The sequence below is a fragment of the Shewanella sp. UCD-KL21 genome (assembly GCF_001957135.1).
Taxonomy (GTDB): domain Bacteria; phylum Pseudomonadota; class Gammaproteobacteria; order Enterobacterales; family Shewanellaceae; genus Shewanella.
This window is the reverse complement of sequence record NZ_MPHK01000004.1, coordinates 234,169-258,247: the sequence shown is the minus strand read 5'-3', so window position 1 is coordinate 258,247 and position 24,079 is coordinate 234,169. Positions and strand designations below refer to the sequence as shown.

Annotated in this window: 20 protein-coding genes; 10 read left to right on the top strand and 10 right to left on the bottom strand. The window is 40.0% G+C overall.

The genetic code is table 11. The features are described from left to right. Window positions 1–38 precede the first annotated feature (38 nt). The gene (locus tag BM739_RS05930) at window positions 39–299 is read left to right on the top strand and encodes a hypothetical protein (protein WP_076538397.1); all 261 of its coding nucleotides are present in this window, start codon (window positions 39–41) and stop codon (window positions 297–299) included. Between the two features lie 114 nt (window positions 300–413). Here the strand turns inward: BM739_RS05930 and BM739_RS05925 are convergent, their stop codons facing one another. Further along, window positions 414–1,256, bottom strand: coding sequence for a 23S rRNA (adenine(2030)-N(6))-methyltransferase RlmJ (locus tag BM739_RS05925; RefSeq protein WP_076538394.1), 843 nt, complete (start codon window positions 1,254–1,256; stop codon window positions 414–416). Window positions 1,257–1,390: 134 nt separating this feature from the next. On the opposite strand from BM739_RS05925, the gene BM739_RS05920 reads away from it, so the two are divergent. The 4 genes from BM739_RS05920 to BM739_RS05905 all read left to right on the top strand — a co-directional run bounded on the left by BM739_RS05920 (window position 1,391) and on the right by BM739_RS05905 (window position 5,914). Next, window positions 1,391–2,158, top strand: a complete 768-nt coding sequence (locus tag BM739_RS05920) for a class I SAM-dependent methyltransferase (protein ID WP_076538391.1) — start codon at window positions 1,391–1,393, stop codon at window positions 2,156–2,158. Between the two features lie 248 nt (window positions 2,159–2,406). Further along, a complete protein-coding gene (locus BM739_RS05915) occupies window positions 2,407–3,036 on the top strand; it encodes a TnsA endonuclease N-terminal domain-containing protein (protein WP_076538389.1) in 630 nt (209 codons plus the stop codon). Further along, window positions 3,033–4,886 (top strand): Mu transposase C-terminal domain-containing protein, encoded by a 1,854-nt coding sequence (locus BM739_RS05910; protein ID WP_076538387.1) that lies wholly within the window; start codon window positions 3,033–3,035, stop codon window positions 4,884–4,886. The genes BM739_RS05915 and BM739_RS05910 overlap by 4 nt, the downstream gene beginning before the upstream one ends. Further along, the gene (locus BM739_RS05905; protein ID WP_076538384.1) at window positions 4,883–5,914 is read left to right on the top strand and encodes a TniB family NTP-binding protein; all 1,032 of its coding nucleotides are present in this window, start codon (window positions 4,883–4,885) and stop codon (window positions 5,912–5,914) included. The genes BM739_RS05910 and BM739_RS05905 overlap by 4 nt, the downstream gene beginning before the upstream one ends. On the opposite strand, the gene BM739_RS05900 is transcribed toward BM739_RS05905, so the two are convergent. Together BM739_RS05900 and BM739_RS05895 are read right to left on the bottom strand one after the other, a co-directional pair. Beyond that, window positions 5,896–7,296 carry a DEAD/DEAH box helicase gene (locus tag BM739_RS05900; RefSeq protein ID WP_076538381.1) on the bottom strand — a complete coding sequence of 467 codons (1,401 nt, stop codon included), beginning with the start codon at window positions 7,294–7,296 and terminating at the stop codon, window positions 5,896–5,898. The two genes, BM739_RS05905 and BM739_RS05900, sit on opposite strands and share 19 nt — an antisense overlap. A 4-nt stretch (window positions 7,297–7,300) precedes the next feature. Next, a complete protein-coding gene (locus BM739_RS05895) occupies window positions 7,301–7,825 on the bottom strand; it encodes a hypothetical protein (protein ID WP_083698079.1) in 525 nt (174 codons plus the stop codon). Between the two features lie 220 nt (window positions 7,826–8,045). On the opposite strand from BM739_RS05895, the gene BM739_RS05890 reads away from it, so the two are divergent. Beyond that, on the top strand, window positions 8,046–8,357 hold the full coding sequence (locus BM739_RS05890) for a helix-turn-helix domain-containing protein (RefSeq protein ID WP_076538377.1): 312 nt from the start codon (window positions 8,046–8,048) through the stop codon (window positions 8,355–8,357). 9 nt (window positions 8,358–8,366) lie between these two features. On the opposite strand, the gene BM739_RS05885 is transcribed toward BM739_RS05890, so the two are convergent. The 7 genes from BM739_RS05885 to BM739_RS05855 form a co-directional block, all read right to left on the bottom strand. After that, complete coding sequence (locus BM739_RS05885) at window positions 8,367–9,893, bottom strand: anti-phage dCTP deaminase (protein WP_076538374.1); 1,527 nt, start codon at window positions 9,891–9,893, stop codon at window positions 8,367–8,369. 58 nt (window positions 9,894–9,951) lie between these two features. Then, on the bottom strand, window positions 9,952–10,122 hold the full coding sequence (locus BM739_RS20220; protein ID WP_175609491.1) for a hypothetical protein: 171 nt from the start codon (window positions 10,120–10,122) through the stop codon (window positions 9,952–9,954). A gap of 127 nt (window positions 10,123–10,249) precedes the next feature. Then, on the bottom strand, window positions 10,250–12,844 hold the full coding sequence (hsdR, locus tag BM739_RS05880) for an EcoAI/FtnUII family type I restriction enzme subunit R (RefSeq protein ID WP_076538371.1): 2,595 nt from the start codon (window positions 12,842–12,844) through the stop codon (window positions 10,250–10,252). 34 nt (window positions 12,845–12,878) lie between these two features. Beyond that, the gene (locus tag BM739_RS20215; protein WP_076538369.1) at window positions 12,879–14,066 is read right to left on the bottom strand and encodes a restriction endonuclease subunit S; all 1,188 of its coding nucleotides are present in this window, start codon (window positions 14,064–14,066) and stop codon (window positions 12,879–12,881) included. After that, window positions 14,066–15,544 (bottom strand): N-6 DNA methylase, encoded by a 1,479-nt coding sequence (locus BM739_RS05870; RefSeq protein WP_076538367.1) that lies wholly within the window; start codon window positions 15,542–15,544, stop codon window positions 14,066–14,068. The genes BM739_RS20215 and BM739_RS05870 overlap by 1 nt, the downstream gene beginning before the upstream one ends. Window positions 15,545–15,834: 290 nt before the next feature. Then, a complete protein-coding gene (locus tag BM739_RS05860; protein WP_076538361.1) occupies window positions 15,835–16,974 on the bottom strand; it encodes a reverse transcriptase family protein in 1,140 nt (379 codons plus the stop codon). 264 nt (window positions 16,975–17,238) lie between these two features. Beyond that, window positions 17,239–18,423 (bottom strand): hypothetical protein, encoded by a 1,185-nt coding sequence (locus tag BM739_RS05855; RefSeq protein ID WP_076538359.1) that lies wholly within the window; start codon window positions 18,421–18,423, stop codon window positions 17,239–17,241. A gap of 236 nt (window positions 18,424–18,659) precedes the next feature. On the opposite strand from BM739_RS05855, the gene BM739_RS05850 reads away from it, so the two are divergent. From BM739_RS05850 to cas6f, 4 genes are read left to right on the top strand one after another with little or no spacing between them, the layout of a single operon-like run. Then, on the top strand, window positions 18,660–19,895 hold the full coding sequence (locus BM739_RS05850; protein ID WP_076538356.1) for a TniQ family protein: 1,236 nt from the start codon (window positions 18,660–18,662) through the stop codon (window positions 19,893–19,895). Further along, window positions 19,889–21,988 carry a type I-F CRISPR-associated protein Csy2 gene (locus tag BM739_RS05845; RefSeq protein ID WP_076538353.1) on the top strand — a complete coding sequence of 700 codons (2,100 nt, stop codon included), beginning with the start codon at window positions 19,889–19,891 and terminating at the stop codon, window positions 21,986–21,988. The genes BM739_RS05850 and BM739_RS05845 overlap by 7 nt, the downstream gene beginning before the upstream one ends. A gap of 9 nt (window positions 21,989–21,997) precedes the next feature. Then, a complete protein-coding gene (csy3, locus tag BM739_RS05840) occupies window positions 21,998–23,095 on the top strand; it encodes a type I-F CRISPR-associated protein Csy3 (protein WP_076538350.1) in 1,098 nt (365 codons plus the stop codon). 1 nt (window position 23,096) lies between these two features. Further along, window positions 23,097–23,696, top strand: coding sequence for a type I-F CRISPR-associated endoribonuclease Cas6/Csy4 (cas6f, locus tag BM739_RS05835; protein WP_076538348.1), 600 nt, complete (start codon window positions 23,097–23,099; stop codon window positions 23,694–23,696). Window positions 23,697–24,079: the final 383 nt, after the last annotated feature.

Genomic DNA, 24,079 nt, shown 5'->3' with positions numbered 1-24,079 from the left:
TCTTTTAATAGATTTTATTGATGTAAAAAAGGATTAGGATGAAGAAAAGGATTTTACTGGCAAGTTTATTGCTGCCAATGCTATTGAGCACGGCTTGCTCATCATCAAGCGCCACCAATGCTGGCTGTGATTTTGTTCGCGGCACGGCAGAAAGTAATTCAGATAGACGCGAACGTGACTCGAGCCCGGGAGCAATTACCAGCGATTCACATGATGGGGATATTTTAGTTGGTATTTTTACCGCGCTAATTGGGCTGGTTGTAAGGCCTTTTACTGACGATGGCGGTGAGTGCATATAGTCTAGCTAAGATAAAAACGCGTATGATAAAAAGCCCATGTAATTTTCATTACATGGGCTTTTTAGTGGCGTATTCGCTCGCCACTAGAGAGCCTAAAATACGGCTATAAATGACTTATTCAGCCACTTCCAGCTTAACCACGGTTTTACCGCCGCTTTGACCTAGGCAGCGCTCTAAATAATCTAATGTTTCTTTCGCTGTCGTGTCTAACTTCCATGGCGGGTTAATCACCCATAAGCCTGCAGCCGTCATACCAAACACATTATTGTCAGGGGTAATTGATTGCTCAATACGCAGCTGATTTTTAATGCCGCTATCAGCCAGTATTTTTAACATTGACTCAGTCTGGGCTCTATCAACCACTGGATACCACAACATATAAACACCAGTAGAAAAGCGTTTGTGGGCTTTAATAATGGCGTGAGCCACATCTTGGTAATCGGTTTTCATTTCGTAACTAGGATCGATTAGCGCAACGCCGCGGCGCTCAAGGGGAGGTACTGCACCTATCAAGCCTTTTAAGCCATCACCTTTTACCACACGAACATGTCTGTCATTGCTAAATTGCTCATCAAGTGAAGCAAAGTCAGTGCTGTGAAGCTCGTGTAACACCATGCGGTCTTTCTCACGCATGTTCATATCAACAAACGCTGGTGAACCCGGATAAAAAGACAGCTCTTCCTCACCTTGGTTAAAGTGTTTTACATCGTCAATATACAGCTGCAAAGGCTCAGGTAAATCATCTTTACCCCAAAGCTTGGCTACGCCATCTAAATACTCACCGGTTTTCTTTGAAAACTCATCAGTTAGCGAGTAACCGCCTGCACCTGCATGGCTGTCGATATAGGCCATTGGCTTATCTTTTTTGTGCATCAGTTTAAGCACTTGCAGCAACATAGTGTGCTTGAGTACATCGGCATAATTGCCAGCATGAAAACCGTGGCGGTAACTTAACATAAGGGGACCTGAAAATAGCTGCGCAGTCGAAGCTGCAAGATAGCTACATTATAAGGGCTAAGTCTTAGCAGGTATAGGTATTCACTCTGGCAGGCTTTTGGCATAATAAGCTTGAGTCTAATCAATATCTGGAAATACTTTTGCAAATACCGATTTTTTTTAATCAGCAATATCCGTCACTGGTTGATATCAGTGAGCGTTGGGGTTTTGAGTGGAGCAAAGAAGCGCAGTTTGAATTACGCTTTGAGCACAACACCTTAAGCCTGCACAAACGTGATGAACCTAAATTAGATGGTATAAGTGTCGATTTTGTTTCCGGTGCTGTTGCTCATCGGCGTAAATTTGGTGGTGGCCGCGGCCAATCAATCGCCAAAGCGGTAGGCCTTAAACAAGGAGTTACCCCAACCGTGGTTGATGGCACAGCAGGACTAGGCCGCGATGCTTTTGTGTTAGCCAGTCTTGGTTGCAAAGTGATTATGGTTGAGCGCCATCCTGTTGTCGCAGCATTACTTGAAGACGGACTGCGCCGCGCTTATGAAGACGCAGAAATCGGCGACTGGATGCGCGAGCGCATGAGTTTATTTCATGGCTCAAGCCTTAGCGCCCTAGCTGATGCCGCCAAAACGACCGCGACCGAAATTGATGTGGTGTATTTAGACCCTATGTATCCCCACCGCGAAAAGTCAGCCTTGGTTAAAAAAGAAATGCGCGTATTCCAAACACTTGTGGGCGCCGATCTTGATGCCGACGGCCTACTAGCGCCAGCAATGGCATTAGCCACTAAGCGAGTGGCAGTAAAGCGCCCTGATTACGCTGAAGATCTTGATGGGGTAAAACCGAGTATGGTTATTGCGACCAAGAAAAATCGCTTTGATGTGTATGTGAAAGCGGCGATGAAGTAGGGCTTCACACTTTTTAGCTATAGCTTTATTTTTCATGTCGCTGAAAGCATACATTGACATAAGACAACCATAGTCTGACAAATTTAAAGCATAGTTTGACATAAAATAGCATTTTTGTATTTTAGCTACATAATTTAATATTATTAAAATCAATTACTTGAGTTAAAAGTTAAAGCGTAGTCTGACAAATTTGACAAAACATCGAGCAGCTGTACACTAAGTGTACCTAAGTTGCTTGAGTTTTGCGCATGTATATTCGAAATTTACGTAAGCCTTCGCCCAATAAAAACGTCTTTAAATTCGCGAGTGCAAAAGTGAGCGAAACGATAATGTGTGAAAGTACATTGGAGTTCGATGCATGTTTCCACCATGAATATAATGAGACAATCGAGACTTTTGGCAGCCAGCCTAAAGGGTTTTATTACTGTTTTGAGGGGAAAAGGTTACCTTATACGCCTGATGCGTTACTTCACTACATTGATGGGACGACAAAGTTTCATGAATATAAACCTTACAGCAAGACATTCGACCCTATTTTTAGAGCAAAGTTTGTAGCTAAGAAAGAGGCTGCTCAGGCACTCGGCACTGAGCTTATACTTGTTACTGATAAGCAAATTCGTGTAAATCCAATCTTAAATAATCTCAAATTGCTTCATAGATACTCTGGTATCTATGGTGTGACTGATATCCAACGTGAGTTGCTACAGTTGATTCGACACTCAGGAAAGATTCAGTTGGATGATGTTGCTGATGAATATGAGCTTTCAGTCGGTGAAACTCGCTCGTTTCTTTATTCACTAATCAATAAAGGCTTGCTAGAGGCAGATCTAACTCAAGATGACCTTAGCTGTAATCCATTTGTTTGGTGTAATGCATGATTGAATTTAAAGATGAGTTTACAGAGTCTACATCTGTCAAAAAGCCCGATACCCCTGGTCAATACATCAAGTTAGATGATGCTGAGATACTTAAGCGCGATCTTGATACTTTTCCTGACTTTCTTAAAGAAAAAGCCTTTGATAAATATAAACTAATTAGTTTTATTGAGCAGGAAAACTCAGGGGGATGGACGCAAAAAAAGCTAGATCCAATTCTTGATAAACTATTTGAAGGCAATAGAGATAAACGGCCTAATTGGCGTACCGTGGTTCGTTGGCGTAAGAGTTATATCGATAGTAATGGTGATTTAGCCTCTTTGGTTGTTAAGCGCCATAAAATGGGCAACCGAAAGAAACGAGTGGAAGGCGACGAGGTATTTTTTGAGCGAGCATTATCTCGTTTTCTAGATGCCAAAAGACCGAAAGTGACAACGGCCTACCAGTACTATAAAGATGCCATCACGATTGAGAATGAAACAATCGTCGATGGGGAAATCCCTATTATTTCCTATACCGCCTTCAATCAAAGAATAAAGTCACTGCCACCTTATCCTATAGCTGTCGCTAGGCATGGTAAGTTCAAAGCTGATCAGTGGTTTGCATATTGTTCTTCTCATATACCACCAACTCGGATTTTAGAACGGGTTGAAATAGATCATACTCCACTTGATTTAATCCTTCTCGATGATGAATTACAGCTCCCTCTTGGAAGACCCTACCTGACTTTAATCGTTGATGTTTTTAGTAATTGTGTTTTAGGTTTTCATTTGAGTTATAAAGCTCCCTCTTATGTATCAGCGGCTAAAGCTATTGTGCATGCGATAAAGCCTAAAACTCTGGGTATTGTCGGAATAGAGCTTCAAAATGATTGGCCTTGTTATGGCAAATTTGAAACCTTAGTTGTTGATAATGGAGCTGAGTTTTGGTCAAAGAGTTTAGACCATGCTTGTAAAGAAGCTGGTATAAATATTCAATATAACCCCGTGCGTAAGCCATGGTTAAAGCCGTTTGTTGAGCGTTTCTTTGGCATGATTAACCAATATTTTTTAACCGAACTCCCAGGGAAAACGTTTTCAAATATTCTAGAAAAAGAAGACTACAAACCTGAAAAAGACGCCATTATGCGTTTTTCAGTATTTGTTGAAGAGTTTCATCGTTGGATTGTTGATATTTATCATCAGGATTCAGACTCTCGAGATACGCGTATTCCAATAAAGCAGTGGCAGCATGGCTTTGATGTCTATCCTCCATTGCAGATGAGTGTGGAAGATGAGAAACGTTTTAATGTTCTCATGGGGATCACTGATGAAAGAACATTAACTCGAAATGGTTTTAAATTCGAAGAGTTGATGTATGACTCAACTGCATTAGCGGATTATCGTAAGCACTACCCACAAACTAAAGACACAATAAAAAAGCTGATTAAAATAGACCCTGATGATCTCTCTAATATCCATGTTTACCTCGAAGAGTTAGAGGGCTACCTCAAAGTACCTTGTACCGATACTACAGGGTATGCCAATGGTTTGAGTCTGCATGAGCATAAAGTGATTAAGAAGATTAACCGTGAAATTATACGCGAGAGTAAAGACAACTTAGGTTTAGCCAAAGCTAGAATGGCAATTCATGCTCGAGTACAACAAGAGCAAGAACTCTTTAATGAATCCAAAACGAAAGCTAAAATCTCTGCAGTAAAGAAGCAAGCTCAACTCGCCGATATTAGTAACACCGGTCAAGGTACTATTAGGCTTGAAAACAGTGACACCCTTTCAGACATAACCAACAAACCAGAGTCTAATATCAGTGATATCCTCGATAACTGGGATGATAATATAGAGGGGTTTGAATGAATACCTTAACCGCTCATCAGATGGAGCAATTGGGCAGGTTTAATGATTGTTTTGTCATGCATCCTCAAGCTAAGGTCATTTTCAATGATTTTGATGATCTAAGGTTAAATCGAAACTTTCAATCAGACCAACAGTGCATGTTGTTGACCGGAGATACAGGTGTAGGTAAAAGTCATCTGATTAACAACTATAAAAAACGAGTGTTAGCTAGTCAAACATATAGCCGTACTTCAATGCCGGTATTAGTTACCCGGATCTCAAGTCATAAAGGTCTTGATGCGACTCTGAGGCAGATGTTAACTGATTTGGAATCATTTGGCAGCCAACAACGAAAAGGGCAGAATTATAAAATAGATTTGAAAACTCAATTGGTTAAAAATTTAGTTAGAGCGAATGTAGAGCTACTTATTTTCAATGAATTTCAAGAGTTAATAGAGTTTAAAACACCTAAAGAGCGTCAAACAATAGCTAATGAATTGAAATTCATCAGCGAAGAAGCAAGAGTTCCAATTGTCTTAGTTGGCATGCCTTGGACTGAACAAATCGCTGAAGAACCACAATGGTCATCTCGCTTAATACGTAGAAGAAAGCTTGAATATTTTAGTCTCCAAAAAGACAGTAAATATTATCGTCAATATCTAATAGGCTTAGCCAAGCATATGCCCTTTGATGAGCCTCCCAAGATTGAAGATAAACATATTGCTATACCATTATTTGCAGCCTGCCGAGGTGAAAGTAGGGTATTAAATCATCTACTATCAGAGACATTAAAACTTGTAATGGTGAATGGTGATCGCAGTCTTGATATTAGGCATTTAGCTCAAACTTATAGAAAACTTTATGAGAGTCAGGAAAGTGAGGCTGCTTCGGTTTTTTTTAACCCTTTTCTTGAGCCGCTAGATAAGGTCCTTATTTCAGAAGTTGTTAAGCCATCCCGATATAACCCCAATGCGATGACCCCTGATGAGATGTTGATTAAGCGCGAGTTTTCTGCGCCGAGTACCTTAGCTCAATTACTCAGTAAATGAGTATCAAACATCCTCACAATTTGTTCTTTGTATCCGCCTAACAGGGCTAAGTTGTAACTGTTTTCTTCCTCAATATCGATTAGGTGAGGTGGTATAGCTGCTTTAGTGGCTAGTGACATCTCTGAGAAGTGTAGATTGCTGTTTAAGTCGTGATCAAACTCAGTAGAGGCTGGTTTATGAGATAAAGCCAAATTCAGTTCTTTCGACTCAGTTTTTTCAAAAATTACTGCGTTTTCCGGTAGATCTTGACCGATCCTATAAGCAAACTCAGTAAGGCTAGCTTCAGCTAAGGTAAATAACCAAGCTTGTTGAACCTCAGCGGAAGTGACTCTTAATATACGGCCTAATACTTGACGATAATGCATTTCGGTTTTGATGCGACTCAGGTGACAACATACCTGCAGCCGTGGAATATCTGTCCCTTCTGAGATCATACCAACACTCACTATCCATTGAGTATCGTTCTGTCTAAAGGCTTCAATAGTGTGTGAAGGATGCTTCAACTTAGAGGTGACAATACAGGCTGTTTGTTTAAAATCTGCAATAAGAGATTGGTATAACTGTTTAGCATGTTTGATTGATGAAGCAACAATTAGCCCGCCAGCTAAGGGATTTTCTTGACGTATTTGTTCTAGTTTTTTAACACCTTGGCTCAGCATGTAATGCATCACCTGTTGATTATTAATTAGTGCCTTATAACTGAATTCAGACCTTTTTAATAACTCAGCAATAGATGAAAACGTTTCTGACTCTAGATCATCATCTAATCTTATTTTGTCATTATCAATGAGCGCGATATTGGGTTTACGACATACGCCATCGGCTACAGCTTGCTTTAGACCATAGACAAAATCACAATGTATAGTGTTATCGGGTTCAGTAAATTTGGATAACACGATAGGAGCAGCATCTGAGCGCCAAGGCGTGCCAGATAAAGCCAATGTATAGCAAGCTTGGTTTTGAATGTTGAGTAGTACTTCCTCACCCCATGCGTTAGCATTATTGAGTTCAGTCCCTTTTAGGTGATGCACTTCATCCATAATTACAAAGACATTATGACTATGGAGAAGTTGCCAAAACTCAGGAGTTAATGATGACATGGACTGATAAGTGTAAACACTGCCGATAGCTCCCATTAATCCATCAAAACGCTTGAGTAGTCGTCGTGAGAAGTTAAGTCTTATACTTTCGTTAACTTCAGAAGAGGGTGAGAAACATAAGACAAAATCCACTTTACCCATTGCGATTAACCTTGCCGCCAGCTCGGCTGCCATTACAGTCTTGCCCGCTCCTGGAGTAGCTAAACACATAAAGTGGTTTTGTGTTTGGTAGGACTCTAGCGCCTTTTTAACGCAATCATGCTGCCACTGTCTTAACTTCACGATATTAACTCTCTAGCGTGTTGATACAGGCTTCTATGGCTTTAATTTTACCGACCATTGATGAGCTTTGGTTGCGCGCATGCATATAGCGAGAGTATAAGTTCGTTTTTGTTTCGGGGAACTCATTAAATAGACGTTTGAACTCTTCAGCCTCACCAATATGGCCAAGCAGATCAATTTGGTATTGGTTAAGCGTCGTTTTTAGTTTTTGTAACTTATGAGCGTTGTCGTTAATTATTGGCTTTTTTGAGGCTGGTTTGCGTGGAGTGCTTGCATAAAGGCAACTCTCGTCAAACAAAGGAGTTTTGATAAATAATACTTTTTTGCCATCAATGTGCTTTTTTATGAAGTGAGCATTACAGAGTTTATTCAGTGTTCTATGCACTAATTGGCTAGCATCTTTGTTTTTTGCGTCAGGTAATGCCTTTATGAATATTTTTTTCAACTCAATCGCAGTAAATTGAGTGAGCGTTTTACTTTTTAAAATACTAATAAGTACTTCGTTTATACGGATAGCTGGTTGGGTCACGATATTTGCCAATTGTTAATAAATTCAATGTTTAATGAGCCATTCCGTGACGTTTTTATAATTAATATCCTCTAACTATTTCCCCTCTTATCAGTTCAGGCCTTGTCGAATTTGGTTAAAACTTGACAATATAGCCTAAAAAGCTAAGGATTACTTAGTATACCTTAAGTGAAAAAACTAAGACAATCTAAGTTATCTAGGATCAGACAATAATGAACTCGTGTCAGAAAAGCAGATCAATCCACTGCCGCTTAGGCTTAAGCAGGCAAGAACAGCGATGGGCATCAGCCAAAAGCAACTGGGCATTCAATTAGGAATGGAGCCAGGTACGGCGAGCGCACGTATGAATCATTACGAGAAAGGTAAACACACTCCTGATTACACCACGTTAAAAGCGATGGCTGATGAACTGGGTGTGCCAGTGGCATATTTTTTCTGTGAGTCAGAAAGCACAGCTGAGATGCTGTGCATACTGGAAAAGATGACTGAGGAAGAGAGGGCAGAGTTAGTTGAGAGAATAAGAAAAGATTAAATCTTATTTTTATTGAATAAAACTATCTTCCCCAACTAGTTCATTCGTCATTTCAACAACTTTTAGTTCATAGTCACCATAGCAATCTAAGGGTTGGGTATCCATGTGCTCCTCCTTAATTAGATTAAACTCAATAGCTTTACCATTCTTTTTTTTCTTTTTTGAATATGCAAAAAATTTAGAATATCTATTTGGCGATACACCTTCAAAGTTTTCAAATACTACTTTATTGGCTTTTTTGTCATCTATTAAACAAATTGCATCATCGTGTAAATCTAAAGCTAAACTTTTTTCATATGGCTCTATGTAGACAACGCGCTCTATACCTGCAGCAACAATATGTCTAGCACAGCTATGGCATGGGTAAGTTGTGCAATATAGAATTTTGCCAACAGTAGACGTGGTAGTATCTCTAGCTAGGGATACAATCGCATCCATCTCAGCATGGATGGCTCTAGAATATTCTATTAAGCTTTTGGCTTTTGAGTTATCCATTATATCTGCAGCTAACTTAGTACTATTATCAATTCCGTTTTTTGTAAGCACTTCTTCTATCTGTTTTTTGAGTAAATCTTTATGCTTGTCATTATGGCAATCACCAGCTCTGTAACCGTAGCATCGATTATCTTCTTCGTTATCTGTATCGTAAAGGCCACCACCAAATTTCGGTACATCATTACAGCCTGTTGAAAGGATTCGACCTTCTGTATCAGAGATTGCAGCACCAACCTGTCTAGACATACATGCTGAACGTAAAGAGGCTGAATAAGCCGAAAACATTCCACTCTCATTTCTAGTGGGCGTGATATTTTCAACACCATGCACAAGTTTAATAAATCGGGTAACAGATGCTTTCAGTTTATCGGCTTTATCGATATTTCGGATAAAGTAATCAGATAGAAATGCAGTACTTTCAACTTGCTGGCCAAAATCATCTTTACCTTTACGGTCGCGATCTACTAGTTTGTAGGCGTCTGACTTTTTGATACCTTCCTGAACAATATTATTGATACGTTCATTTTCAGTTCTTAAAAGGCCTAATAAATAGAAATTATTTCTATATATTTCTTGGAATATTTTAACTTCAGCAGGATTTTTTAATTGGTTGATGATATAAGCTACTTTTTTGTCAATTTTTAAAGCGGTAGTTGGGTTTTGAGTTTTATCACCAAACAAGGTCGTGCGGATAATTGAAATTCTTCGTATTGCCATGTCAGCAACAATTGAAGGCGATTTGTTAGTTCTTAAGTCATCACCCAAATCTTGTAATTTTTCATAGCGTTCATAGCCATTAAGCTTGAGAGTTTCTTCTGGGTTATCAAATTGTGCAGCGATTAATTCACTTAAACTGATATGCTCTACATGGTAATCAGCCGCAATTAACTCTTCTTGAAGTTGTTTATTTAGCAGTTTGACGCCTGCACCAACAGCACCACAAAGACCAATAACAAGCTCTTTTGAGTGTCTTGCTCGTATGGTATCTAATGTACTTTTGGATTTTTTTCCTGGAAAGTTTACGAGTTGTGGCTGGGCCATTTCTGATATCCTTATCTTATAAAAACTATACGATATCAGAGGTTAAAAGCTAAAGCACTTACCAATCTAATTTAGATGCAGCTTCAGATACTTGACGTTTAGCTTGTTCAAATTTAATAGATGTTTTCTTTTGTTCGAATAATCGAACATTAGAGTTTTTATTAACATCATTTCTAGGCTTTGGTGAAGCTGATTTTGATGTCTGGTAATCACTTAATTGAGCAATCATGTCCATATCCTTATAAGGAGAAGCGAGTATTATACACAGAGCTTTTCATGTTTCAATTAAAAACGACTTCAACTAAACTTATAGCCGATTGGCGTATAAATCAACTATAACTATGACTTTTGTTGGTTCACTTATATAAATACTTCTGAAATCCGATAAACGTGTCACGTATTGCAGCAGGAGAGCCAAACTCTGCGGCTGCATCACTTATGGTGTTGTATTTAAGTTCGACTAAGCTGCGCATTTTCTTGGCTGCTAATTCTTGTACGCCGTCTTTTATGTATTTATCCAGTATGAATTCGATGAATTCGACCTGCTTGTAGCTAAACTCGCTTGATATATTAGGTCTAGCAGTTGCCGCACGCTCTTTACGTGTATGGGTTTCTCTGGCATAGGCTACAAAAGCGAGTAAGTCATACACGTCACTGTCTTTGGCGTCGATAATGTCTTTCATGCTATCGAGCTTTTCATCGTCGTAACCAGCTTCATATAAATCAGCTAATAGTTTTTCACGGGTGCTTGGATTACTCCATATTTGACGTAACTCATCTTCGTTACCAAAAAATCGTGGTAAATCGCCAAATAACTGTTCTACAAATTGCTTGGCGGTGAGCATTTCACCGTCAGCGCCCATAAACAATACGCTCTTCATGTGCTGTATTTGGCGTGCTTTTCCGTCTGTTAGGGTGATGAATATTTTTTCTGGTTTGCCAGTTCCCCCGCCTCCTTCGCCCATATCACAGCTACAGGGAGTATTGCCGCAGTTGGTACAAGGTTCATAAGTTCCATTATCAGGACACTGGCAAGGTGATTGATTACATTCGCGACAGGGCTCGTCAGGCGTTTCATTTCCGCAATTACACGGGCTAAAACTACAAGCCTCACAAATACAAGAACAAGGATTGTCATGACAAAGTTCACAAGGCTCTGCGTCAGGTTTGTCATCTGGCGGTAATGGCTCTCCATCCCATTCAGGATCGGAGAAGTTATGATGTGCTTTGACGAAGTCATACACGGTAAAAAATGATTTACCGTCGTACAGTCGCGTACCTCGGCCAATAATCTGCTTAAACTCAATCATGTTTTTACATTCACGCATTAGTACAATATTTCGTACATTACGGGCATCTACGCCTGTCGATAGCTTACGTGAGGTGGTTAATATGGTTGGAATAGTTTTTTCATTATCACAGAATGTGCGTAGGTCGTTTTCACCTGCTGCGCCATCATTTGCAGTAATACGGACGCAATAGCTTGGATTGGTCGTCCAACCCTTTTTAACGGCGTACTGATTAATATAATCACGCACTCTGCCGGCGTGTTCTTGGGTGGCACAAAACACGATGGTTTTGTCCAGAGGATTAATATGATCCATCCAATACTGCACACGCTTTTGTTCACGTTGTGGCATGGTGATGATGCGATTAAAGTCACCTTCTTTATAGACTTTGCCAGGCTCGGGCTCACCCTTAAACGTCACCGCATCGCCAGGGGTATACACGTATTCATCCATCGTGCCGACAATAGGATATACCTTAAATGGCGTTAAAAAACCGTCGCTAATGCCTTGCTTTAAGGTGTAGCTGTAAACAGGATCACCGAAATATTTATAACTGTCAGCATTGTCGGTTCGTTTTGGTGTGGCGGTTAACCCTAGTTGTACCGCAGGGGCAAAGTAATTAAGGATATCGCGCCATGAGCTTTCATCATTAGCACCGCCACGGTGACATTCATCAATAATGATAAAGTCGAAGAAGTCTTCTGGATATTCTCTAAATCGGCAGTTGCTGGTATCTTTTATTTGCTCAGCATCAAACTCTTCACTTTCTAATTCCTCAGCCTCTTCATTACCGCCAGAGTCCGTCATCAGGGTTTGAAAAATCGCCATAAAAATACTGGCGTTCTTGGGTACGCCATTGGCTTTTTTTATTTCACTTGGAGTAATACGCACTACAGCATCTTCACCAAAGGCACCAAAGTCGTTAAAGGCTTGCTTGGTTAATACATTACGGTCGGCTAAAAAAAGAATACGAGGACGTTTTTTGGCGTGACTTGGATTCTTAGCCGCTTGCAAACTCCAACGACTGTTAAACAGCTTCCATGACAGTTGAAAGGCAATACAGGTTTTACCCGTACCTGTTGCAAGAGTCAGTAGAATACGGTCTTTGCCTTTTGCTATCGCCTCTAATGCTTGGTTAATCGCATTTTCTTGGTAGTAGCGAGGTTGCCAGTCGCCTTTACATTCAAAAGGAATGTGTGCAAAACGTTCACGCCATGTAATGGCATACTCTGGCTCCGCTTTGCCGTCTTCGCCATTAAATGCAATCGCCCACATCTCTTCAGGGCTTAAGTAGCGCTCTACTAGCTGCTCGTCGCCTGTCAGCATATCTATTTGGTAAATGTCATGACCGTTAGTGGCATAAGCGAAACGGCACTGTAAACGTGTAGCGTAATCTTTAGCTTGGCGTACACCTTCGGTGTAACCTAGGTTTTCACGTTTAGCTTCAACAGCTGCGAGCTTACGGCCCTGAAACTCTAAAACATAATCAGCACTGAGTTTTGAAGCACGTTTACCGCCACCCAAAATACGCCCTGCAGTAATACCCACCTCACGACGAATAATACTATGACCACTATTTTTGGAAGAATTAGTACCCCAGCCATCTGACGTCAATTTCGGCGAGATTAACTCGGCGCGGGTTTCAGATTCGTTTCTACTCATGACACTACCTTGTGTTTACTACTTAGATAGACGCTTAATCGTGCGTTAACTCACCGCTAAATGCTTTTTGTAAGATGGATTTTTTGAGTTCGTTTAAATTTTCCAGCTTATTTCGATATATTTTTTCTAATTTAATAGTAGTTTCGTAAATAGAGTCAAGTCCAAGAACTATTTCTTTCTGGCATTCTATAGTTGGGTATCTAATAGGTAGACTTTGGACAATCCCTTGATTAATCTTTTTCATGGTGGGATTAGCTCCTTGCGCACTACTAGTTATAATTTTTCTAAGTCTTTCTGATCGAAGTTGATAATAAATAAATTTAGTGTCGACTTTCCCAGCATCCAATTTCAGCTTCATTATTAAATCTGGATATATGGTAGGTATTTCAATATTAGAGCAAATGGCAACATGCCCTACCAAAACAGGGGTATTACTCCTTGTAATTAGAAGGTCTCCATTGTTAACCCAATAATGAGCGCTCTCTTTAACTGCTGCTGAAGTAAACTTCACTTTATGTTTGTTAAATCTAAATCCAGTCACTGCCGAAAGCGTCAAAACAGGTACACCAATATCAGAATGATTTTTCGCGGGTGGTGACCAACCATTTCTTGGCCTATCTAAAAGAACATCTTCTAATCGTTTATCGACCCAGCCGTCGCCGTTTTGACTGTAGGCTTGCTGTAAGTAGCTGTCGAATAACTCGCGGGCATTTTTTAAATTTTGTTCGGCTTTAGCGCGAGCTTGTTCTAAATCGGTAAACACAGTGTCGAGCAATGCCACAATGCGTTTTTGTTCTTGGAGTGAAGGAAAAGGTAAAAAGCGATTTTCCATTGCACCTTTTGTCACATGAACCATTGTGGTTCCTGTACCTTGTTCTTCTTTTATTTGCTCTACATCCCATTCTAACAAATGATATAAATATCCTTTGTCAACGAGACTTTCATTAAGTTCTATTTTCCATATGTGATAATGATAAATGACTTTACCTTCATCCCAAATGCGAGGTCCAAATGATGCTGACCATGCGTATAAAAGATCTCCTCGATCACAATATTTATCTTCATTTAGCTCTAAATCAGAATAAAACCAACTTCTATTGGTAAAAAAGTTGCCAACTCTCAGTAGAGGGTACTTACCTTCAGCAAGCATCTCATGCTTTTTGTAAGCTCGACCATTTATCAGGCGGCAAACATCACTCAGTTTTTTAAGCTCAAAAGTCATTACAACAGCTCCTGAATCTTAGCCAAGATCGCCTCGGACTCTTTATCGAGTGCAATGATATCTTCAATAATCACTTTAGGTTCACGCAGTGGTGCAGCTTCTACAACATTCGGATTTTTAACCGATAAGTCGTAGGTGCTTTCGTCAATATCATTGATGGCCATTGACCATGACTTATCAGAATCAGTAAAGCTTTTTTGAAGAACAACAAACTCTTTTAAGTCTTTATCATTTAGCGGGTTGGTTTTACCCATGTTACGGCCTACATTCAGCTCGTAAAACCATGTATTTAAGGTCGGTTCACCTTTGGTAAAAAACAGCACCACGGTTTTTACACCCGCGCCTAAAAAGGTACCGCCAGGGCAATCTAACACTGTATGTAAATTACAGTTTTCTAATAGCTCTTTACGCAGTTTAATCGCGGCATTATCGGCATTACTTAAGAACGTATTTTTAATAACAATGGCTGCGCGGCCACCGGGTTTGAGCATTTTGATAAAGTGCTGTAAAAACAAAAATGCAGTTTCACCTGTTTGTATGGGGAAGTTCTCTTGCACCTCTTTACGCTCTTTGCCACCAAACGGCGGGTTAGCCAGTATGATGCTGTGTTGATTACTTGGCTGAATGTCTTGCAGGTTTTCAGACAGCGTATTGGTGTGTAATACGTTAGGCGCTTCAATACCGTGCAAAATCATGTTCATGATGGCGATAACATAAGCCAGTGACTTTTTCTCTTTGGCGTAAAAGGTGTCGTTTTGCAGAGTTTGTAAATCACTGGTGCTTAATTTAACTTTGCCTTCAATACCAGCACTACCACCTTGGCGTAGGTAGTCGTAGGCTTCACATAAAAAGCCTGCTGAACCAGCTGCGCCGTCATAAATAGTATCGCCAATTTTTGGCTGGATTACGTCAATCATCGCGCGGATTAATGGGCGCGGTGTGTAGTATTCGCCGCCGTTACGACCTGCGTTACCCATGTTTTTAATTTTGGCTTCGTATAAGTGGCTTAGTTCGTGTTTTTCTTGCTGTGAGCGAAAACGTAATGAATCAATCTTTTCAAGGGCGTCACGCAGTGAATAACCACTTTGAATTTTGTTTTTTATCTCGCTAAAAATCTCACCAATTTTGTATTCAATGGTATTGGCGTTATCAGCGCGTTGCTTAAAGCCTTTTAGGTAAGGGAATAATTGACCGTCAACAAAGTCCATCAAGTCGTCACCGGTTAAGGCGTTGTTGTGATCAAAGTTACCATCGGCGTCTTTTGGCGCAGCCCATTCACTCCAACGGTATTGCTCTTCGATGATGTACTCGTAGGTTTCAGCCATCATTTCAGCTTCTTGCGACTTGGTAAACTCAAGGTCGTCGAGGTACTTTAAAAATAGCATCCATGAAGATTGTTCGGTGTAATCTAGCTCTGATGAGCAACCTGCGTCTTTGTGGAAGATGTCATCGACGTTTTTAAATACTTGTTCAAACATGAGTTACCTATTGCAATGTGTTACCAGCATCGAATGTAGATTTGATGTCAGTGAAATTTGGTTGTTGCCACTTATACGCTTCAAAAAAGGCTATTTAAAGCTCGTGAAAAGGACGTTCGTTAAGGGCATAAAGTGTTTAGGAACAGCGCCTAAATATAATGGAGATCATCTTACCAACTTATTTGTAGTAAGTGATGGTTTTCGGTCAAGTTTTAGCGAGAATATATTGCACGATTTAGACATGTCGTGGTTGGTATTTTACGCAATAGGAAGCGCATAAGAGGCTCTGACTATCTAACGCCCTCTTTTTCAAGAGCATTCGTAAAGAGTGTTTCCAGATTAGCCCCGAAGCTAGGCTCGACGTCTTTGCAGTAATTAATCAATCCATAAACATGATTAATCATACCAAAAACAGATTCAAACCGACGATATTTGGCATGTTCAGCTAGCCCAAATTCTGCGATTCCTCGGACATGGAATTGGCAACGTTTTTTATACTGCTTTGACAGCTTCGGAGAATTCCAATCAACATTGAGTCCTAAAACAGATTTGGTGGTACCTGGAGGGATTATCTTTAGTTTTTTCTGGTTAATTTGATAACTATTGGCACGTAAAACTCTTGAGACTATTTTGATAATTTGTAGGCAGTCATTTCTTTTTAAAGAGGTTTTACAAGACGAGAAACACAAATCATCAGCATAGCGTGTATAAACAAATGATTTTTTCTCGGCAAGACACTGAAAAATATTATCTAATTTCTCAAAAACTAGGTTCGATAACATTGGACTGGTCGGAGCGCCTTGTGGCAAGCGACCTCCAAGAAGGCCTTGCTGTCGTTTATATGGCAGAGACTCAATACTTGCCCGGCTAAACTCGTGATTTGTTTCATCGGCAGGGCTTTCTGGAAGCGCTGTACTTAGTCTGGCTAATTCAAAAGAAACTAACGAATTGTACCCCATCGACTTAAATACACTGTATATCTGAGTTTCTTTAATCGAATCAAAAAAATTCTCGATATCAATTTTCACGAGCCATTTAGCGCCGCTATGTTCTCTCGCACATTTTATAATGGAAGCTTTTCTATGGAATGAAAAGCATCTCCAATGGGGGGGGACTTCCGACAAAATATTGGAACAAATCCATCTCTGTACAATTTTAAGTTGTTCATCAGGTGCAGATACATTTCGTGTGCCCCCATTCTTTTTAGGGATAGAAAAGTGCTTGTACGGAGAAGTGGTTCTATCAACAACAGATCTCAAAAAGAGGTAATGAGCACCTGTCATATGACTAATATGATTTAAACTATGAAGGTATGACATACCGTTTGCTTTTTGAGCAGAAGATAGCTTTAAAAGATCAGAAAGCTGTTCTTCTGAATACCCATAGTGGATGCCTTCTTGTATATAAGTATGAGCAGGGCCAATTGTCACAAAGCTACCTTTGATGCTTAGATTTTGCTTGAGTGGCTCCGACTATGACCGAGACATCGACCGAATAGTTGGAGCCGCTCCAAAAACTTAAGTTTCACATTTCCCAATGTATTGACATAACACCAACACATGACGATATAGCTGATTAAGCTAAAACAATATCGTCGGTCTTAACTGTGAAGTTAAAAACCTGAACACCTAAAAAAACTAGATGCACCAATCGTAAACCGATTGGTTAACACTAGCATTGGAACACGTACGACCCTACTCAATTAAGCTAGGGTAATAGTTTTTACTATTAAATTCAATTGGATAATTCTTTTTTGTCAAGATTTTTAACTCGCACTCTCCTTGACTAGTAATCTCTATTTCATAGCCATTTTTAGCAATCATGTTGAATGTCAAACACAAATCTACATAGCGATTCAAATCAGCAATAGACCAATTAAGGGCTTGGCGTAATTTTTCTCTATCCATAGCTGTAGTTTGATCCAATTGACTAAGTAATAATTGGATAGAATCTTTTGTGGAAAGCGTTTTCTTCTTCGCCAATATTTGAGCCTTAAATTGTTCAGGTACGTCTCTACTTGGGAATAGAGGTCTCCAGCAAGAAAGAGTACTACGTAAGATTGAAGATTTAGCTTTAAAGTTTTTAACTTTACGGTGCAAGATCGCTGGAATATTGTTAGGTGCAGAGTGCCCAAAAATCACTCTTACAGCCGTGTTATCATACCCTAACGGAATTCTTTCTTTATTGTTTGCATATCTAGTACACAAGTCAAAAATCGCTTCAGTATTAAGTAAGTTATGAAGTGTGGGACACTCGTTAATTACAAGCAATGTGGCTTTTGTTTCTTTTTTGCACCACTTTTCAACACTTTTTTTACCTTTATTGGTCGCCATAAACGCCACAACAATAATTTTTAAATACTTACTTGAGACCCAACTTCTAATGGAGGGATGTCGGTATACCGCTTCAAGGAAATCACGAGTTCTGTTACCTGAGCCAATTAAGTCATCAATGAGAATGAGAGTTTTGATTTTCTTATTTTTGATCGTGGTTATTGATGGAGAAGCTTTCATTTCGCCATTTTCAATGGATACTTTTTCTAGTATTACCTTTTCCTGTAAAGACCTATTTAATCTATTAATTAAATTTGAAACGAATGCCTCGCTACCTTGAACTGCTTTCCCATGTTGCATGGTAGGAGGCTCTGTAGCATCAGTTAGTGAAAAATAGCTTTCATCTTTTGAAAACAATTCCCTAATTGGATAGATTGCTGCGCTTTCATACTGTTCTAAGATTGATTCAACCGCGACCTTAAGGTCACTAACCACATCATCTGTCGGAATATAAATTAATTCATCAAGTAAGTTGCAAGCAACAGGCCGGTCTTGTGGCAAAAACTGGGATAGCCAATCTTGAGTTGCTGGAATATTGGAAAGCAAGTGAACTCCTTATTGTTGCCGAAACCTTTGTCTAATAAGGCTACTTTTAGGGCTTTACAAGCCTCTCTTTAGCTACGAATGTACATTAATGTCATGATTTTCACTAAATTTTTATTAGGTTGTTTTGTTCTATTATTTTGGAAAAATCGTAAAAGAGATGATTGATTAATAATCACTTGCATTTTTTGGAAAGGATCTTTACATTTTAACTAAGTATTTCTTAGTTTTGGTGGGTGATGGCTTTTCTTTTTTCTCCTAAAGCGCGATCATTTAGTGATGAGTCACTTGAGAGTTACCTGCTGCGAGTTGTTGCTGAGAACTTCTTTGATTCCTATCAGCAGCTGAGTTTAGCCATAAGGGAAGAGTTACATGAACTTGATTTTGAAGCTCATGGCGCATTTCCTGTAGAACTAAAACGACTTAATGTTTATCACGCTAAGCACAATAGCCACTTTAGAATGCGGGCATTAGGCTTACTTGAATCTCTCCTTGATTTGCCGCCTCATGAGCTACAAAAGCTAGCACTACTTCGCTCGAACAAAAGGTTTGTTGGAGGTATGTCGGCAGTGCATCGTAATGGTGTAGACATTCCATTGAGCTTTATTCGTTGCGCTGATGAAGACGGTATCGAAAGCCTACCTATTTGCCCTCAATGCCTGAAAGAAGAGCCCTATATTCGTCAGGCTTGGCATATTAAGCCAATTGAAGTGTGTGCCAAGCATGAGTGTGAACTGATTCATCATTGCCCTGATTGCCAACAACCTATCAGTTACATTGAGAATGAATCTATTACTCACTGCTCATGCGGTTTTGAGTTTGCCACCGCTTCGAGCGAGAAAGCCGATAGCCAAGCGGTTGTATTGTCCCGTAGCTTGTTTGATGGTGATGCATTATCTAACAATCCTCTGTTATTTATGGGTACTTCAGTGACTCATCGATTTGCCGCTTTGCTTTGGTACCTGAAGCGTCATGTTCAAAATATAGAGTGTAAGTTGGATGAGTCTGTAAATTACTTTGAAGCTTGGCCTGAAAACTTTTATCAAGAGTTAGATGAGCTTTTAGCTGGTGCTGAGCTGAAGCTTATTGATTTGTTTAATCGAACGTCTTTGAGTTTTATTTTTGGTGAGTTGATTTTACAGTCTCAATGTTTATTGCCAGAAGATAAAACACCACACTTTATCGATATGGGGTTAATGGAATACCTTGGCAAATTAGTTGAGTCACATCCTAAGTCTAAAAAGCCTAATGTGGCTGACATGTTGGTGTCTGTGACTGAAACCGCAGTTTTGCTCTCTACCAGTCATGAGCAAGTGTATCGGCTTTATCAAGATGGTGTGTTAACTGCTGGATTTAAACAAAAGATTCGCACTCGAATCGATCCTCATATTGGTGTGTTCTACTTAAGACAAGTTATTGAGTACAAAACGAGTTTTGGTAACGATAAACAAGGGATGTATTTATCAGCATGGTAGATAAACTAAAATTCCACGAATTGCTCGATATTGACGATATCTCTGAGCGTAATATTGCTTTAAGGCGAGCATTTACTGGCTATACAGTGCCGATGGATGTGACGGGCAATGAGGCCTCTGCGTTAACTATTTTACTTAATCTGACTTACCCTAGAAAACGGGTTGATGATCTACTTGATAAACGGTTAGCCAAGCAGACACTCAATACTGATGCACATCTAGATGCCAGTATTGACGAAGTGCAATGGTTACATACGCATAATTTAAAGTATCCAGACATACGAGTAAGCAAGCAAAGGCTGATTACAGCATCTCCGCTATCACACTCTCATATATTGAGTAGTGCAAACTGCATAAGCACCTTGGGTTGGTCACATGACAGTGCCAAAGTGAATTTAGCAAAGTTGTTTTCATGTCATTTTAATTGGCAAGACCGTGTTTGTTGTCTTGCAACTTTGTTGTCAGATCCTCCTAAAATTTGGAAAGAAGCTTTTCAAGCGTTAGGCATGCTTGTGAAGGACTTTATGAATTTGTGTGGCAGGATTAAAGCTTCATTGCCTAGCTATGAGAGTCCCAGTCGTGTCGATAAATATTCGATTCAAGTTCGCCTGCCTTATCGAGATGGCTATTTGGCGATCACACCAGTTGTTAGCCATGCACTTCAAGCTGAAATACAACAAGCTGCAATGGCTAAGCAGTGCCGATACACTAATTTTGAGTTTACACGTCCTGCGGCTGTTAGTGAGCTGTCGGCCTCTCTTGGTGGTAACGTCAAAGCGCTGAATTATCCACCTCGGATAGGAAATGCAGTGCATGGATTAAGTGACTCTTGGTTATTAAAATTTCAAGCAGGTCAAACAGTATTAAACCAAGGTGCGTTATCACAACCTCGATTTAAGAGAGCCTTAGAGGGTCTTCTATCAAATGGTTTTGAACTGGCATTGAAGCAACGCAGGCTGCATAAAGTAGCAAGCATGAGGCAGATAAGAGCAACCTTGACTGAATGGTTGTCACCATTATTAGAGTGGCGTTTAGAGGTTGAAGAGAACAAGAATAATGTTAGCGAACTCGCCTGTATTCATGGCTCATTTGAGTATCAGTTTTTAACTGCGCAAAAAGAAAACCTTGTCGGGTTACTAAACCCAATGTTTAGCCTGTTAAATACAATCTTGTCTAACTCAAACACATTACAAAAATATGCCTTCCATCAGCGTTTGATGAGGCCACTGAAATGTAGTTTGAAATGGTTGCTCGATAACCTCTCGAAAGAATCGAATGCAATAGATTCAGATGAAGACAATCAACAGCGTTATTTGTATTTGAAAGGCATAAGAGTATTTGATGCCCAAGCGTTATCTAACCCTTATTGTGCAGGTTTACCTTCATTAACGGCTGTATGGGGCATGGTTCATAACTACCAACGGCGATTAAATAAAAGGCTAGGTACTCAGCTTAGATTGACCTCATTTTCATGGTTTATTCGCCAGTACTCATCTGTAGCGGGTAAAAAACTGCCTGAGTACGGTATGCAAGGGCAAAAAGAAAACCAGTTTAGACGGGCTGGGATTGTAGATAACAAACATTGTGATTTAGTGTTTGATCTTGTAGTGCACATTGATGGCTATGAAGAGGACTTAGATGCAATCGATAATTCTACAGATGCTATAAAAGCCAGTTTTCCTGCAACATTTGCCGGAGGTGTAATGCATCCTCCAGAGATCGGCTCAGTCGATGAGTGGTGTGAGCTGTATCCTAGTGAAACATCACTTTATTCGAAGCTAAGGCGGCTTCCTGCATCCGGTAAATGGGTTATGCCAACTAGGTATCAAATGGATAGCCTTGATGGGTTGCTGCAGCTATTGAAGCTAAATGTAGCACTCTGCCCAGTCATGTCAGGATATCTGATGTTAGGACCCCCTGAAAGCCGCAAGAATTCGTTAGAGCCATTACATTGTTATGCTGAGCCCGCGATAGGAGTGGTTGAGTGTGCCACTGCTATTGATATAAGGTTGCAAGGGATGAGTAACTTTTTTAGACGGGCTTTTTGGATGCTCGATATAAAAGAGACTTCAATGCTAATGAAACGGATTTGAGGATGCTTTATGGAGTTATGTAATGTTTTAAAGTACGACCGCTCTTTGTACCCAGGTAAGGCGGTTTTCTTCTACAAAACAGCTGAAAGTGACTTTGTCCCTCTTGAGGCTGAAATCAATCGAATTCGAGGTCAAAAAGCAGGCTTTACAGAAGCCTTTACTCCTCAGTTCAAATCCAAAAACTTAGCACCCCAAGATTTAGCCCACTGCAATCCCCTTATCCTTGAAGAGTGTTATGTTCCGCCAAATGTTGAGTATATTTATTGTCGTTTCTCATTGAGAGTACAAGCTAACTCTCTTAAACCAGCTGGTTGCAGCGAACCGACAGTATTTGCTTTACTTGAAGAGTTCGCTGCCATATTTAAAGCGTGTGGCGGTTACAAAGAACTAGCTACTCGATACTGTAAAAACGTGCTGTTAGGCACCTGGCTCTGGCGTAACCAAAATACGGGGAACTCTCAAATAGATATTAAAACTAGCGCTGGTAATTGCTATCAAATAGCTAATACTCGCCAACTTGCTTGGGACAGTCGTTGGCCTGCCGATGCTCAGCAAGTATTGGAAGAGTTAAGTGATGAGGTTCATCAAGCGTTAACTGATCCTACTGTATTTTGGCATGCCAATATCACCGCAAAAATTGAAACGGCTTTCTGCCAAGAGATCTATCCAAGCCAGTCTTTTGGCGAAAAGGCGGCACAGGGTGAAGCATCAAAACAATTTGCTAAAGTGAAGTGTGTTGATGGTCGTTATGCCGTTAGCTTTAATTCGGTAAAAATCGGCGCTGCACTGCAATTAATAGATGATTGGTGGGATGTTGACGATTCCAAGCGATTACGTATTCATGAATACGGTGCAGACAAAGAATTAGGTGTTGCGCGCCGAGCTCCCGAATCTAAGCAGAGTTTTTATTCTCTATTTATCAATACAGAGCTCTATCTTGCAGAGCTTAATCAACAGCTCGCTGAGGATGAATATTCCATTAGCCCAAATATTTACTATCTGTTTGCGGTGTTAATAAAGGGCGGCATGTTCCAGAAAAAGGCTGAAGCTAAAAGCAAATCAAAAGCCGAAACCTCCACCGCTAAAATAACTCCTGCTAAGGCCTAGTATGCATCGATATTATTTTATGGTGCGATTTTTACCTGAACAAGCAAACTTAGCTCTGTTAATGGGACGCTGCATTTCAATCATGCATGGCTTTATTTGTAAGCATGACATTCAAGGGCTTGGTGTGAGTTTTCCAGCTTGGTCTGATGCATCAATAGGCAATATGATTGCTTTTGTCCACACAGATATAGCTGCATTGAACGAGTTAAAGCTACAAGGCTATTTTCAAGATATGCAGGAGTGTGGCGTTTTTAAAGTCGATAATGTTGAAGCGGTTCCTGATGATTGCGTGGAAGTTAGGTTTAAGCGCAATCAAGGTATTGCAAAAATGTTTGTTGGTGAAGCTAGGAGACGATTAAAACGTTTAGAAAAACGTGCTCTAGCAAGAGGGGAGGTTTTTAATCCAAATAAAAACGATGAGCCGAGAGAGTTAGATTGCTTTCATTGCATAGCAATAGGAAGCACCAGTACTGAACAGGATTTTCTTTTGCATGTTCAAAAAGAAATTGTACAAAAGTACGAAGAACCTGAGTTTAATCAATATGGATTAGCTACAAATAAGTTACTGAGAGGGACAGTTCCTGAATTTAGTGAATTTTAACCTTGTTTTTGTACTTGCTGGTAACTTATTGTTTTATAACAGGTGGTTGAGTAGCATTAAAAAAGGATAAAGAACTGGTTAATGCCTTAGTTATTGAAATTATGAGGTTTCTTGGTTATTGTTGATAGTGAACTGCCGAATAGGCAGCTGAAAATTGTTTGCCACTCCATACGAGTTGCAGCTGGCAGTGAACTGCCGAATAGGCAGCTGAAAATAAAAACAATCGTTTTGAAGTTTATGTAAATGCAAAAAACTGCCGAAAAGGCAGAAAAACCTCTTCTTACTTTCTGTGGGAAGAGGTTGTTTATTACTTCTTATACAAGAATCTTAACTAACTTCTGTCCAAAAGCGGGTTAGGGCGTGACTTGTTTATGCCCCAAAAC